This is a genomic window from Actinomadura fulvescens (assembly GCF_039533225.1).
Taxonomy (GTDB): domain Bacteria; phylum Actinomycetota; class Actinomycetes; order Streptosporangiales; family Streptosporangiaceae; genus Spirillospora; species Spirillospora fulvescens.
This window is the reverse complement of sequence record NZ_BAAATD010000005.1, coordinates 143,343-156,924: the sequence shown is the minus strand read 5'-3', so window position 1 is coordinate 156,924 and position 13,582 is coordinate 143,343. Positions and strand designations below refer to the sequence as shown.

Genomic DNA, 13,582 nt, shown 5'->3' with positions numbered 1-13,582 from the left:
TCTCACCACTGATCGCCGGATTTCACCCGAACTCCGAAAAGTCTCCGCCGCCCCAGGCAGACTGCCCGGCGCTGGCCGGAAATGGCCAAGCAAGTCCTTGTTTTTGCGGCCGACCGGCTCACTAGCATGCGGAGGGCATTGGAACGGTTCATACGGGGGATTCGTGATGGCCGAAGTGCACCATTTCGCGTACGGGGTCACGACGCCCCTGCTCGCGTACGTCATGTCGGTGATCGGCTCGCTGCTCGGCCTGCTGTGCACGGCGCGGGCCCGCACCACGGCCGGGACCCGGCGGGCCTCCTGGCTCGGGCTCGCCGCGCTGTCGATCGGGGGCACCGGCGTCTGGGTCATGCACTTCATCGCGATGCTCGGCTTCCGCGTCCCCGGCGCGCAGATCCGCTACGACGTCCCGCTCACCCTGCTCAGCGCGTTCATCGCGATGGGGGTCGTCGGCGTCGGGTTGTTCACGGTCGGCTTCGGAGGCCCGCGGCCGGCGCCGCTGCTGTCCGGCGGCGTGGTCACCGGCCTTGGCGTGGCGAGCATGCACTACACGGGCATGGCGGCGATGCACACGTCCGCGCGGATCGGCTACCACCCCGGCCTCGTGCTGCTGTCGGTGCTGATCGCGATGGTGGCCGCCACGGCGGCGTTGTGGTTCGCGGTACGGGTCCGTGGTGCGCGGGCCACCGCGGGTGCTTCGTTGATCATGGGTGTGGCGGTGTCCGGCATGCACTACACCGGCATGGCCGCCATGAGGGTGGAGCTCCACGGCGCCGATCACGTGCCCGCGGGCGCGCGTCCGTCCGACTTCCTGCTGCCGCTCATCGTCATCATCAGTCTGCTGGCGACCGTGCTGCTGGTGGTCGTGGCCATGTCTCCCAGCGAGCACGAGCTCCTCGGCGGAGCGCCGAACCCTGGCACGAGCAGCACCGCCGCCGCCGCTTCAACCGCCGCCGCCGCCGCTGCCGCTGCCGCTGCCGCAGCCTCCGCCGCCGCCCCGGCACGGCCTGGGACCCGGCCGCCACTGATCGTGCCGCGCCGTTCGCCGGACGAGCCGCCGCGAGGACGCTCCTAGGGACGGCGGAAGGTCGATAGGAACGTGTCGAACTTCGCGTTGCTGTCCTGCCAGTTGTGCTGGCCCGAGACGAGGAACGCCATGTAGAGCGACCCGTTGTACGACAGGACGCGCACCCGGCAGTGCCCGGCCTTGCCGCTCTTGGTGAAGGTGAACTCGAACTCCGCGGCCTTGCCGTCCTGGAACGGGATGTTCTCGCGCCACGCCACCTGCTGGTATCCGGCGTAGCTGGAGTCGCCCTTGAATTTCTGGGCCGCGCTGTTCAGGTGCACCGCCTCGTTACCCGTCGTGTTGGCGAGATGCTGGAAGAAGATGCCACGAGTGGCCGAGCCGTCCGGGTCTACGAACGACACGTCGCGGCCTGTCTGCTCCTGCTTCCAACCCTGCGGTACGGCGGCGGCGAACGATCCGCTGTAGGGCTGGAAGCCCGGCGGAGTGTTGGTCTGCGGCGGTGCCGTCGTGGAGCCGCCGGCACTCGGACTGGCCGCTCCGGACGAGGAGCCGTCGGTAGTCCTGCCGTTGTCATCGCCCATGAAGTTGAGGAACACGACCACGGCCGCGACCAGTACGGCGGCGAGCACGCCCGCCGGGACGAGGATGGCCCAGCGCTGCATGCCGGAACGGCGGGGCGGCGTGTCCAGCGTGGGCGGCGCAGGCGGGGGAGGCAGGGTCATGTCCCGCACGGGACCGCCGGCCGCGGGCGGTGCCCAGCCCGGTGCCGAGCCCGGCGTCAAGCCCGGTGCCGAGCCCGGTGCCCAGCCTGGCGCCGAGCCCGGTGCCGAGCTGTCCTGGGCGGCGATCTGCCGGAGCTGCCGGATCGCGTCCTCGGTACGAAGCCGTCGCTCCGGCTCCTTGCGCAGCAGCCCTTCGAGCACCGGCTGCAACGGACCTGCCTGGCGCATCGGGTCCGGATCATCGTTGAGCACGGCGGCCATCACACCCCAGACGTCCTGCCGCTGGTACGGCGGACGGCCCTCGACGGCGGCGTAGAGCGTCGCGCCCAGCGACCACAGGTCCGAGGCCGGCGAGGCCCGCTGGTGGCGGGCCAGCTCGGGGGCCAGGTACGCCGGCGAGCCGACGATGGCCCCCGCCTGGGTCAGCGTCTCGTCGCCCGCCACGGTCGCGATCCCGAAGTCGGTGAGGACGGCCCGGTCACGGGGGAGCATCACGTTCCCCGGCTTCACGTCCCGGTGCACCACTCCGGCCGCGTGCGCGGCGCGCAGGGCGTCCAGCAGGTCGGCGCCGATCGCCGCGACCCGGGCGGGCGGCAGCGCGCCCTCGCGCGCGATCACCCGGTCGAGCGCGGGCGCGCGGACCAGCTGCATCACGATCCAGGGCCGTCCCTCGTGCTCGACCACGTCATAGACCGTGACGATGCCCGGATGATCGAGCCGGGCGGCCGAGCGGGCCTCGCGGAAGGTCCGGGCGTGGGCGCGCTCGCGCTGCTCGTCGTCCAGGCCCGCCGGGAGCGCGACCTCCTTGACGGCCACCTCGCGGTCGAGCATCCGGTCGCGGGCCCGCCAGACGGCGCCCATGCCGCCGCTGCCGAGCAGTTCCACGAGCTCGTACCGCTCTGCGATCACCTGGGGCATAGCAGGACGATACCGACGTCGGGGAGGTGAAATCGCGCGCTATTCGGCATCGCCCTCGCGCGCGGCGAGGAGGCGGCGCAGGGAGTCCAGGCGGGCCCGGGACGCGTGCCCCTCGGCGACCCACTCGTCCAGCCCGCAGTCCTTCTGGCGATGGTCGCAGTGCGGCGGGCACCGCTCGGCGGCGCCCTCGGCCAGGTCCTCGAAGGCGTGGATGACGTTCTCGGGCTTGATGTGCGCCAGACCGAAGCTGCGGACGCCCGGGGTGTCGATGATCCAGCCATCGCCGTCCGGCAGCTCCAGTGCGACCGCCGACGACGAGGTGTGCCGGCCGCGGCCGGTGACCGCGTTGACGTGGCTGACGGCGCGCTCGGCGTCCGGGACGAGGGCGTTGACCAATGTCGACTTGCCGACACCCGAGTGGCCGACGAGCACGCTCACGCGGCCGGCCAGGTGGCCGCGCAGCTCGTCGTTCGCGCCGAGCTCCTCGCCCTGCACCGTGACCACGTACGGGACGCCGAGCGGCGCGTACTCGGCCACCAGCGCGTCAGGGTCGGCCAGGTCGGCCTTGGTCAGGCAGAGCAGCGGATCCATCCCGGCGTCGTAGGCGGCGACGAGCTGACGGTCGATCATCCGGGGCCGCGGCTCCGGATCGGCGAGCGCCGTCACGATCACCAGCTGGCCGGCGTTGGCGACGATGATCCGCTCGAACGGGTCGGTGTCGTCGGCCGTGCGGCGCAGCGACGACGTCCGCGGCTCCACCCGGACGATCCGGGCGAGCGTGTCGGGCTCGCCGGACACGTCGCCCACCAGCGCGACCCGATCGCCCACCACGACGCCCTTGCGGCCCAGCTCGCGGGCGCGCATGGCGACGACGTTGCGGCGGTCGCCGGTTCCCTCGTCGACCAGGCACTGGTAGCGGCCGCGGTCGACCGCCGTCACGAAGCCGGCGATCGCGTCCTCGTGCGCGGGGCGGCGCCGGGTGCGCGGCTTGGAGCCGCGGCGGCCGGGGCGTACCCGGACGTCGTCCTCGTCGTAGTCGCGTGTTCGGCGTGCCAGTGGTCCGGACCCTTCTAGGCGGGGCCGAGCGGGGAGGCGGTCACCATCGAGCCCCACAACTCGGTGAACTCGGGAAGTGTCTTGCCCACCGTGGCCGCGTTCTCCACCTCGACACCGGGGACCGCGAGGCCGAGCACCGCCGCCGCCATGACCATCCGGTGGTCGTCGTAGGTGTGGAAGACGCCGCCGTGCAGCGGGCGCGGGTTGATCTCCAGGCCGTCCGGCAGTTCCCGGACGTCGCCGCCGAGCGCGTTGAGCTCGGTGACGAGGGCGGCCAGCCGGTCGGTCTCGTGGCCGCGCAGGTGTGCGATGCCCGTCAGCCGGGAGGGGGTGGCGGCGAGCGCGGCGAGCGCCGTCAGGACGGGCGTGAGCTCGCCGACCTCGTGCAGGTCGGCGTCGAGGCCGCCGAACGTGCCCGTGCCGCGGACGGTCAGGCCGTCCGGCCCGCGCGTCACCTTGGCGCCCATCGCCGCCAGGAGGCCGCGCAGGGCGTCGCCGGGCTGCGTCGTGCGTTCGGGCCAGCCGGTCACCGTGACCCGGCCGCCGGTCACCAGCGCGGCGCCGAGGAACTGCGCGGCGTTGGACAGGTCCGGCTCGATCACCGTCTCGCCGCCGCGGAGGGGACCGGGCGTCACCCGCCACACGTTCTCCCCGGTCTCGACCGTCGCGCCCACGGCGCGCAGCATCTCGACCGTCATCGCCAGGTGCGGCGCGGACGGGACCGGCGGCCCCTCGTGCCGTACCTCCACGCCCTTGTCGAAGCGCGGCGCGGCCAGCAGCAGGCCCGAGACCAGCTGGGACGAACCGGAGGCGTCGATGGTGACGGTGCCGCCGCGCACGGCCCCCGTGCCGCGGATCGTGAACGGGAGCGCGCCGCGCCCCTCGTCGTCGATGTCCACGCCCAGCTCGCGCAGCGCCGTGATGATCGGGCCCATCGGCCGCCTGCGCGCGTACGGGTCGCCGTCCACGACGACCTCGCCGTCCGCCAGCGCCGCCACCGAGGGCACGAAGCGCATCACGGTGCCCGCGAGCCCGCAGTCGATGCGCGCGGGCCCCCTCAGCTCACCCGGCACGACCTGCCAGGCGTCGCCGTCGTCGCTGATGCCCACCCCGAGAGAACGCAGTGCCTCAGCCATGAGCAGGGTGTCGCGGCTGCGCAGCGGACGCCTCACGGTCGCGGGTGCACCGGCGAGCGCGGCCAGGATCAGCGCACGGTTGGTCATCGACTTGGACCCGGGAAGCGTGACGGTGGCGTCGACCGGGGCGTGCGCTACCGGGGCGGACCAGTGCGGAGCAGGCATACCTCAAGGTTATCGGGCATGCCCCCGCGGGGTCCGCATCGACGTGCTCGCGGTGGCCCGAACAGCGGAAAGCCGCACGGTGGCGTGGACCGGCCACCGTGCGGCGATCCTGGATGCGAGGCCCGGCGAGGCCCCTCAGCGATCAGCCCAGGAAGACGTAGTCGGCCCGGTAGGGCACCTTGGCGCGGGCTCCCTCGGCGCAGGTGCCGGACGGGGCGACGCCGCCGATGGTGTTGAGCCGCAGGATCGCGGTCGCGTCGGCGAGCAGGCCCACCTTGGCGCCGCTCTGCGTGGCGTCCAGGACGAGCTCGGGGATGTTACCCGCGCCGTTCGGCGTCCTCACGACGGCCTTGCCCTGGACGGCGCTGCCGTCGGCCGCGATCCACTGCGGCGGGCCCTGCGGGCCGGGGTTGGCGAACGAGTGCGCGATGCGGCCGGCCAGCACCGCGGCCACGTTGTCCTGGGTGAAGGCGAGGGTGCCGTCCGCCTGCCTGGTGCAGCGGTAGATCTGCGCGCCGGCGATGACCGGCTTGGTGAAGGTCCTCGCCTGCTTCCCGCTGAACGGGGCGAACTGGCCGCGGATCGCGCCGCCCGGGAACTCGCCGGTGTGGAGGTTGGAGTAGTAGTTCTCCGGGTCGCGCATGATCCGGTTCGCGACGTCGCCGGGTACCGGGGTCATGCCGGCCAGTCCGGTCACCCCGGCGGGCAGGCCGCTCGGCGCGGCGAACAGGTCAGCGGCCACCGGGCCGTTGGCGCCGCGTGGAGCCCTGTGGATGTGCCCGAGGGTCGGCTGCGCGATGGACGACCAGGTGAAGCCCCAGGTGATCATGCCGCCGTGCGGGCGGGCGAACGCGGTGCCCCGGCCGTCCGGGTCACCGGTCCTCTTGCCCTCCGGGCTGGGGATCTCCTGCGCGCCGTCGGCGGCGGACTGGATCGTCGCGGGCGTGGCGCCGATCAGGACGCCGTTGAGGTCGGCGGGCTTGCTCAGCTTGTGGAACTGGCCCCGCACGGCGCCGCCCGGGAACTCGGCGGTGTGCAGGTTGGCGTAGAAGCCGTTCGGGTCGCTCTTGAGCTGGTCCAGCGTGGCCTTGTCGGTCACCCGGACGACACCGGCGACGGCGCGTGCGGTGCCCGGCAGATCCCCGGCGAAGAACGGCACCTTGATCGCGCCGTTCGCGCCCCTGGCGCCGAGATGGATGTGCCCGGCGGTGGGGGTCGCGACATCGCTCCAGCGCAACGCGTACCACAGGCGGTCGCCCTGGATGCGGATCAGCGCGGTGGCCGCTCCGTCGCGGTCGCCCGCGGCCTTGCCGTCGGCGGCCCGGACCTCGTTGCGGCCGAGGAGGCTCGCGGCCAGGTAGGTGATCTCGCCGCCGCCCGGTGCGGTCACGGCGGCGCCACCGGGAAGGGCGGCGAGGCCGCCGGTCATCCCCGTCGCGGCGGCCACCCCCGCTCCCGAGGCGAGAACGGCGGCGGAGGCGAACGCGGGCAATGCGATCTTACGAATGGACATGAGGAACCCCTGGTCTCTTGGGAGGGCTTTTCGTTAATTGCTCTCACCCCAGAGCACGTGACCGCCGCCGAGCGGGGTTCAATAGGTTTCAGGTTTCTTTTCCTATTTACCCGATCCGGTGCCCCTATCAATGGTTTCCGTCCGGGCATGCGAAAGCCGCCCGGCGGGGGTCGCGGTGCCGGGCGGCTTCCAGTGCGGCGGGTCTCAGAGGGGGATGGTCAGCAGCGTTCCGCCGCCCTCGATCCGGACCTCGAACCGGTCGAGGTCGGCGCGCGGGATCGACGTTCCGCCGTGGGTGACGAGCGGCGCGGGCGAGCCGGGCACGCCGTAGCCCTTGTCGGGGACGCGCCAGCCGGTGACGACCGTTCGTTCACCGGTGCGCGACACCGCCTCCAGCCGGCACTTCAGCGGGCCGCGCACATTGCGCAGCTCCAGGCCGACGTGCGTGCCCCAGGCCTTGCTCTCCAGGCCCACGACACCGGCCGCGCCGGTCTTGGCGTCGCTGCCGTCGTGCCGTTCGCCCCAGATGACCAGCGCCTGCGCCGGTCCGTGGTTGTGACCGGGAGGCGCCCCGCCCTCGTCGTCGATCGCGGCGCCCACCGTGATCCCGGTGGCGAGCACCGCGGCGGCGGCGATCGAGCCGATGACGTACGTGCCGCGACGGCGCCGCCGGTCGAGCTCACGGCGGCGCCGCACCATGTCGATCACGGGCGGGGGCGGGCTGTCCGCCGCGTCCGGCCCGGCCACCGGCGGGCCGGCTCGTTCATCTCGCCCGGCCATCTGCGCGACGTCGGTGAAAGCGCTGATCCCGGTCAGCGCGTCGGCCATTCCGCTCATCTCGGCGAGCTCGGCGGTGCAGGACTCGCATTCGCGGAGGTGCGCCTCGAAGGCCCTTCGGTCGTCCTCTTCCAAAAGGCCCAGGGCATAGGCGCCGACATCGGTGTGCTCCACTTCCGGAGTCATGCCGTCACCCCCCTCTCTTCCAATGCGACGCGCAATGCGCGAAGTGCGTAATAAACTCGGGACTTGACCGTGCCCACCGGAATTCCGAGCGCTTCCGCGGCCTGGTTCACCGTACGGTCCCGCAGCACCGTCTCGGCCAATACCTCGCGGTGCGCGGGTGACAACGCGTTCAACGCCTCGGTCACGACGACCTTGTGCAGGAGGCCGTCCATCTCATCCGCCATCGGAACGTTCTCCAAGGCGCCGTCGCCGACCTCCGGCGGCCGGACGTCGCGGTGCCGTCGATTGTCGATGACGATACGTCTGGCCACTGTGGCGAGCCAGGGCATCAAGGAGGCCGTTGTGGCATCGAGACGGTCGGCGCTGCGCCACGCGCGGACCATCGTCTCCTGCACCACGTCCTCCGCCCACTGCCGGTCTCCCGCGGTGAGCCGCAGCACGAAGGCCAGCAGTGGGCGGTGGTAGTCGCGGTACAACTCCGCGACGAGTCTCTCGTCGTCGCGATCCCGTCCCGGTCTCGGGCGGCGGAGCAGGTTCCGCAGCCCACCCCCGGTAGGGCGGCCGACTGTTCCGGGCATGGCCATGGCCGGGCGTCTCCGTCGGTAGAGAACGGGCGGTCAGTTGGCAGTACGGGACCACACCCCGGGGCGGTTCAACGGATTTGAGGTTTTCTTATGGTGGGCTTCAGGAAGCCGGTCAGCGCTTCCAGGCCTTCGACGCCTTGCCCTTGGCGGCCTGAGCTGGCTTGGACGCGGCAGACCCGGCCTTGTAGGCGGCCTGGGAGGTCGCCTTGGAAGCGACCTTCGCGGCCTTGGCCGACCTGGCGATCGCCCTGGCGGCCTTGCGGTCGCCCTGCCTGCGGGCCTCCTTGATCTGCCGGGACGCCTCCTTACGCGCGTTCTTGAGCTCGGCCCTGGTCTGCTTGCGCAGCGCCTTGGACTCCATGGCCGCCTGAATGCGGGTGTCGCGGACCTGCTGCCGCAGTTCGCCGACCCGCCGGCCACGGCGGGGCTCGGTGGCGACCATGAGCAGGGCGCCGAAGAGGCTGGCGTTCTTGAGCAGGTGCGAGCGCTCGCTCGTGCGGCGCTCCGGGTCGTCCTCGGTCCAGTAGCGGTGCTCGCTGGTCAGGGTGGGCACCAGCTGGGCCGCCATGAGGAACGTCGTCGCGCGCCGGAACCTGCCGGTCAGCAGCAGCACACCGGTGCCGAGGCTGAGCGCGCCCTCGATGCGCACGAGCGTCTCGGGGTCCTTGGTGGGGAGCCAGTCGAGACGGTCGGCGATCGGCTTGACGGTAGGTGCGACCTGCTCGGCGCGCGGACGCGGGTCGCGGAGGGTTTCGAGGCCGGTGATGATGTACGGGGCCGCCACGAAGGGTCGGGCCAGAGTCGTGATTGGTCGCATGGGCCGTCTATGCCCAGCCGCGCAACGGTCAAGCTCGCCGGAGGTGGCCGCTTGTCGGACCCAGCGGGCAGGATGGGACACATGTGCGGTCGCTATGCCACGGCCCGGGCGCGCCAGGAGCTGATCGACGAGTTCCAGGTGCAGGTCGACGCCGTCGAAAAGGATCTTCAGCCCGACTACAACGTCGCGCCCACCAAGCAGGTGCCGGTCGTCCTCACTCGCGCACCCAAGGACGAGCCCGACGAGGCGGCGCGGCGGACGCTCCGCACCGTGCGCTGGGGTCTCGTGCCCGCCTGGGCCAAGGACCTCTCCATCGGCAGCCGGATGATCAACGCGCGGTTCGAGACGGTGCACGAGAAGCCCGCCTACCGCCGGGCCTTCGCCAAGCGCCGCTGCCTGCTCCCCGCCGACGGCTACTTCGAGTGGTACGTCCTGGAGGACTCCCGCACCGAAGACCCCGCCGAGGGGGAGAAGAAGGCCAAGAAGAAGCCGCAGAAGCAGCCCTTCTTCATCCATCCCAAGGACGGCGCGGTGATGGCGATGGCCGGCCTCTACGAGCTGTGGAAGTCGCCCGAGGACGAGTGGGTGTGGACCTGCACGGTCATCACGACCGACGCCCCCGACGAGCTCGGCCGCATCCACGACCGGATGCCGATGATCGTCACCCCCGACCGCTGGGACGCCTGGCTCGACCCGGAACTCCACGACACCGACGAGGTACGCGGGCTCCTCACCCCCGCGATGGCCTCCAACTTCGAGGCCTATCCGGTCTCAAAGGCGGTCAACAGCGTGAAAAACAACGGTCCAGAACTGATACAGCCCTCGACAAACGGGGATAGTTCTGGCAAACATTCCGACACCTTGTTCTGACCGCCGCACCCGGTAGTTCCCCCCGTCCGTCCCGGCGCCGGCGGTCGGAGGCGAGGCCCACCCCCCTTGCCCGGGGCACTACCGGGAGGAGCTCGGAGCACGTGGACGCCGCCACCGCCCGTACCCGACTTGATGCCACGCTCGTCGACCTGGACCGTTCGATCGCGATCCTCAAGGGCGAGCACCCCGAGCGCGAGAGCTCCGCCGCCGACGCCGGCGCGGGCCTCACCGACAGCGACCGCGTGGAGGCGGCCCTCGAATCCCTCCAACGGCACCGCGACGCGGTCCGGAAGGCGCTCGGACGGATCGAGCAGGGCACGTACGGCCAGTGCATCGGCTGTGGCAAGGACGTCCCGCCCGGCCGCCTGGAAGCCCGCCCAGACGCCGCCCGCTGTGTCCCCTGCCAAGCCAAACACGACCGAGCCTTCCGCTAACCGGATACCTGGCCCAACCACCCCACCGCAACAACCCCAACCGTCACGCGAGCGCGCGACCGGGTCGTGAAGCGAGCCGGAGGCGAAGCTTCACGAGAGATCGCGAAGCGATGTCGCGCTCGCCGCTTTTGGGGTTTGGGCCCGAGCCGCTAGGCGAGGGTTCAAGGCCGTGAAAGCCATTAGATACGTCTGGCGCTTGCTAGGAGGTGGACTCCTAGGGATTCGTCCAGCAGGGGGGCGCTGAGCTCGGTGCGGACCAGGCGGGGCAGGTCGCGGGGGGACGCGGTCAGGATGTGCTCGACCGTTGAGGGGGAGAGCGCCGTGCGGGGGCGGATCCACTCGACCTCCAGGCCGGCCTCGGTGCACAGCTCGCGCAGTTGGTCGGCCCAGAAACAGCGGGTGATGGTGCCGTCCGGCCAGGGTACGAGGACGACCTCGGCGCTCGGCACGTCCGACAGGTGGGCCCAGCAGTTCTGCTCGGCCAGCAGGGCCATGCCGAGGGTCAGCGAGTCGACGGTCAGCAGGACGCGGCCGCCGGGGCGCAGCACCCGGGCCACCTCGGCGATGGTCGACTCGGTCGCCAGGTGGCGGGAGAGTGTGCGGTCCTCGGCGACGACCGCGTCCACGCAGGCGTCGGCGAGGAACGACAGGGAGCCGGTGTCGGCGACGATCTGGCGCAGTGTCCCGGCGCCGGGACGCGGCGCGGGTGGTCGCCCGTTGCCGTTGACGGGCGGTGCCACGAGGTGGGGATCTCGTACCCCCAGCACCGTGTGGCCGGCGGCTGCGGCCTGTGCGCTGTGCGATTGGCCGCCGGAGATGTCCAGGATCCGGGAGGGGCGGTGGGGGAGCCAGCGCGCCAGCTGGGCCGCGGCCACGGCCCGGTAGAACGACCAGTACTTGGCCAGTGACTCTCCGTCACCGGGAGAGCTGCGCAAGCTGGCGACGGAGGGCTCCGGGGGTCGTGCCGGCACCGGTAGCAAAGGGTTGCTCCTGTTCTAGCCGCGTATGGGTCTTCTTCCCCGCGCGGACGTGCTCTTCACCCTCCGTACAGGTACGGGTGACCTGACCTGAGGCGGCCTGGACCCGCCCGAAACGTGTTCCGCCCCCCAGGGAATCGACGCGGCGGCGGCGGTGTTTCAGCGGTACATAACCGTCTGCGCGCACACGGCTCACGCTCCGGAAACGGTTTCGGAGGGCCGATGGCGCAGCGTGGACGGAAGATGACGCGGAACGTCCAGCGGAGGTGCAGTCGATGTCCACAGCCGTCGCAGAGAGCCCGGGCGGCACGGTGGTGGTGCCGCCACAGGGCCCCGCTGGCGTCCGCAGGCCCCGCCGACCGATATCGTCTGTGAGGTACGACGCCGCCGGCGTCGCCACGACGGAGGGGGTGGGTCAGGTCCCGGGCACCACGGAGACCGTGGAGCAGCGCCAGGAGCGGTTCCAGCGCGATGTGCTCCCGTTCTTGGACCAGCTGTACTCGGCCGCCCTGCGCATGACGCGCAACCCGGCGGACGCCGAGGATCTCGTGCAGGAGACCTTCGCGAAGGCCTTCGCGTCCTTCCACCAGTTCAAGGAAGGCACGAACCTCAAGGCCTGGCTGTACCGGATCCTGACCAACACGTTCATCAACTCCTATCGGAAGAAGCAACGCCAGCCCCAGCAGGCGGCGACCGAGGAGATCGAGGACTGGCAGCTCGCGCGCGCCGAGTCGCACACCTCCAGCGGGCTCAAGTCCGCCGAGGCGGAGGCGCTGGAGCACCTGCCCGACTCCGACGTCAAGAAGGCGCTGCAGGATCTTCCCGAGGAGTTCCGGATCGCGGTCTACCTCGCCGATGTCGAGGGCTTCGCGTACAAGGAGATCGCCGACATCATGGGCACCCCTATCGGTACGGTGATGTCACGCCTGCACCGGGGTCGGCGGCAGCTGCGCGGAATGCTCGAAGACTACGCCCAGGACCGCGGCCTCACCCGTGCGAGGGAGGGATCGGCATGAGCTGTGGCAACCACCACGAGACGCCCTGCACCGAGGTGCTCGCCCGGGTCTATACCTACCTCGACGGCGAGCTCGACCAGGGCGGCTGCAGCGAAGTGCGCGAGCACCTCGACGAGTGCGGCCCGTGCCTCAAGGAGTACGGCCTTGAGGAGGCCGTGAAGAAGCTCGTCAACAAGTCGTGCGGCTGCGAGCCCGTCCCCGGCGACCTGCGGGCCAAGGTCCTCGGCCGCATCGAGCAGATCTGCGGCGAGATCAAGTCCGCCGAGGCGGCGACCTCCGAGACGGCCTGACCCGGCCCGCGGCGCCGCCGCGGGTCGGTATCGTGCTCGGGTGCTCGTACTCGTCACCGGCGCGGCCGGATTCATCGGCTCCCATCTCGTCGATCGCCTGCTCGCCGACGGCCACGAGGTGGTCGGTCTCGACGACCTCTCCACCGGCGGCAACACCCGCGCCGACTTCGAGCTGTGGCGGCTGGACGTGGCCGATCCGGCGCTGGCCGAACGCGTCGCGGCCCTGCGTCCTGAGGTCGTCTTCCATCTCGCCGCCCAGGTCAGCGTGCGGCTGAGCGTCGCCGACCCGCTGCGTGACGCACGGACGAACGTCGTCGGCACGGCCAACGTGTTCGAGGCGGCGCGGGCGGCGGGGAGCCGCAAGGTCGTCTTCACCTCCAGCTGCGCGGTGTACGGGGTGCCCGACGTTCTCCCGGTGCCGCCGGACGCCCAGTTGCGGCCCGCGTCCCCGTACGCGGCGTCCAAGGTGTCCGGCGAGATCTACGCGCGGACCTACAAGGCGCTGCACGGTCTCGACTACACCACGCTCACGCTGGCCAACGTCTACGGCCCGCGGCAGACGCCCGAGGGCGAGGCGGGCGTGATCTCGATTTTCACGGACGCGCTGCTGACCGGCAGGCCGACCCAGGTCTTCGGCGACGGCAAGCAGACCCGCGACTACGTCTACGTGGGCGACGTCGTGGACGCGTTCGTGCGGTCGGCGGGCGAGCGGGGCGGCGGTGAGCGCTTCAACGTCGGGACCGGCGTGCAGACCACCGACCGCGAGCTGCACACTCTCGTCGCCGAGGCGGCCGGGGCGCCGGACGAGCCGGCTTTCGCGCCGCCGCGGCTCGGTGACCTGCCCGCCATGTCCGTCGATCCGCGGCCGACCCGTGCCGTGCTCGGCTGGACGCCCGCCGTCGGGCTGCGCGAGGGCCTGGCCGCGACCGTGGCGTGGGCACGGACCAGGGACAATTGATCACCCCAGGTGACGATTGGTTCACGCTTTGCTCACGATTCGCCGCATGCCTGTGGGGCGTGGGCCCCCCAGGTTAGGCTTGTGCCGAAATCAGCGACGGGAGCACCACCTGCCCGGGTGACCGGGGAGCCACACT

Annotated in this window: 14 protein-coding genes; 6 read left to right on the top strand and 8 right to left on the bottom strand. The window is 71.6% G+C overall.

The genetic code is table 11. The features are described from left to right. The first annotated feature begins 166 nt into the window (after positions 1-166). The gene (locus tag ABD333_RS19755; protein WP_344542901.1) at positions 167-1,075 is read left to right on the top strand and encodes an MHYT domain-containing protein; all 909 of its coding nucleotides are present in this window, start codon (positions 167-169) and stop codon (positions 1,073-1,075) included. Here the strand turns inward: ABD333_RS19755 and ABD333_RS19750 are convergent. The 7 genes from ABD333_RS19750 to ABD333_RS19720 all read right to left on the bottom strand — a co-directional run bounded on the left by ABD333_RS19750 (position 1,072) and on the right by ABD333_RS19720 (position 8,901). Further along, complete coding sequence (locus ABD333_RS19750; protein ID WP_344542899.1) at positions 1,072-2,667, bottom strand: serine/threonine-protein kinase; 1,596 nt, start codon at positions 2,665-2,667, stop codon at positions 1,072-1,074. The genes ABD333_RS19755 and ABD333_RS19750 overlap by 4 nt on opposite strands. Before the next feature lie 39 nt (positions 2,668-2,706). Then, positions 2,707-3,723, bottom strand: a complete 1,017-nt coding sequence (rsgA, locus tag ABD333_RS19745) for a ribosome small subunit-dependent GTPase A (protein ID WP_344543735.1) — start codon at positions 3,721-3,723, stop codon at positions 2,707-2,709. A 14-nt stretch (positions 3,724-3,737) separates the two neighbouring features. Further along, complete coding sequence (aroA, locus tag ABD333_RS19740) at positions 3,738-5,024, bottom strand: 3-phosphoshikimate 1-carboxyvinyltransferase (protein WP_344542897.1); 1,287 nt, start codon at positions 5,022-5,024, stop codon at positions 3,738-3,740. Between the two features lie 142 nt (positions 5,025-5,166). After that, positions 5,167-6,537 (bottom strand): CHRD domain-containing protein, encoded by a 1,371-nt coding sequence (locus ABD333_RS19735; protein ID WP_344542895.1) that lies wholly within the window; start codon positions 6,535-6,537, stop codon positions 5,167-5,169. Between the two features lie 204 nt (positions 6,538-6,741). Then, on the bottom strand, positions 6,742-7,500 hold the full coding sequence (locus tag ABD333_RS19730) for an anti-sigma factor family protein (protein WP_344542894.1): 759 nt from the start codon (positions 7,498-7,500) through the stop codon (positions 6,742-6,744). Continuing rightward, positions 7,497-8,078, bottom strand: a complete 582-nt coding sequence (locus ABD333_RS19725) for a sigma-70 family RNA polymerase sigma factor (RefSeq protein WP_410556261.1) — start codon at positions 8,076-8,078, stop codon at positions 7,497-7,499. The genes ABD333_RS19730 and ABD333_RS19725 overlap by 4 nt, the downstream gene beginning before the upstream one ends. Before the next feature lie 118 nt (positions 8,079-8,196). After that, positions 8,197-8,901, bottom strand: a complete 705-nt coding sequence (locus ABD333_RS19720; protein WP_344542892.1) for a DoxX family membrane protein — start codon at positions 8,899-8,901, stop codon at positions 8,197-8,199. Between the two features lie 81 nt (positions 8,902-8,982). Here ABD333_RS19720 and ABD333_RS19715 point away from each other — a divergent pair, with 81 nt between their 5' ends. Together ABD333_RS19715 and ABD333_RS19710 are read left to right on the top strand one after the other, a co-directional pair. Beyond that, the gene (locus ABD333_RS19715) at positions 8,983-9,771 is read left to right on the top strand and encodes an SOS response-associated peptidase (RefSeq protein WP_344542891.1); all 789 of its coding nucleotides are present in this window, start codon (positions 8,983-8,985) and stop codon (positions 9,769-9,771) included. A 101-nt stretch (positions 9,772-9,872) separates the two neighbouring features. Next, on the top strand, positions 9,873-10,205 hold the full coding sequence (locus ABD333_RS19710) for a TraR/DksA family transcriptional regulator (RefSeq protein ID WP_344542889.1): 333 nt from the start codon (positions 9,873-9,875) through the stop codon (positions 10,203-10,205). 179 nt (positions 10,206-10,384) lie between these two features. Here the strand turns inward: ABD333_RS19710 and ABD333_RS19705 are convergent, their stop codons facing one another. Next, complete coding sequence (locus ABD333_RS19705; protein ID WP_344542887.1) at positions 10,385-11,140, bottom strand: class I SAM-dependent methyltransferase; 756 nt, start codon at positions 11,138-11,140, stop codon at positions 10,385-10,387. 452 nt (positions 11,141-11,592) lie between these two features. On the opposite strand from ABD333_RS19705, the gene ABD333_RS19700 reads away from it, so the two are divergent. From ABD333_RS19700 to ABD333_RS19690, 3 genes are read left to right on the top strand one after another with little or no spacing between them, the layout of a single operon-like run. Continuing rightward, positions 11,593-12,198: a sigma-70 family RNA polymerase sigma factor gene (locus ABD333_RS19700; RefSeq protein ID WP_344542885.1), complete on the top strand. Its 606-nt coding sequence runs from the start codon at positions 11,593-11,595 to the stop codon at positions 12,196-12,198. After that, positions 12,195-12,488, top strand: a complete 294-nt coding sequence (rsrA, locus tag ABD333_RS19695; RefSeq protein WP_344542883.1) for a mycothiol system anti-sigma-R factor — start codon at positions 12,195-12,197, stop codon at positions 12,486-12,488. Before ABD333_RS19700 ends, rsrA begins: the two co-directional genes overlap by 4 nt. 40 nt (positions 12,489-12,528) lie before the next feature. Beyond that, positions 12,529-13,446, top strand: a complete 918-nt coding sequence (locus ABD333_RS19690; RefSeq protein ID WP_344542881.1) for an NAD-dependent epimerase/dehydratase family protein — start codon at positions 12,529-12,531, stop codon at positions 13,444-13,446. Positions 13,447-13,582: the final 136 nt, after the last annotated feature.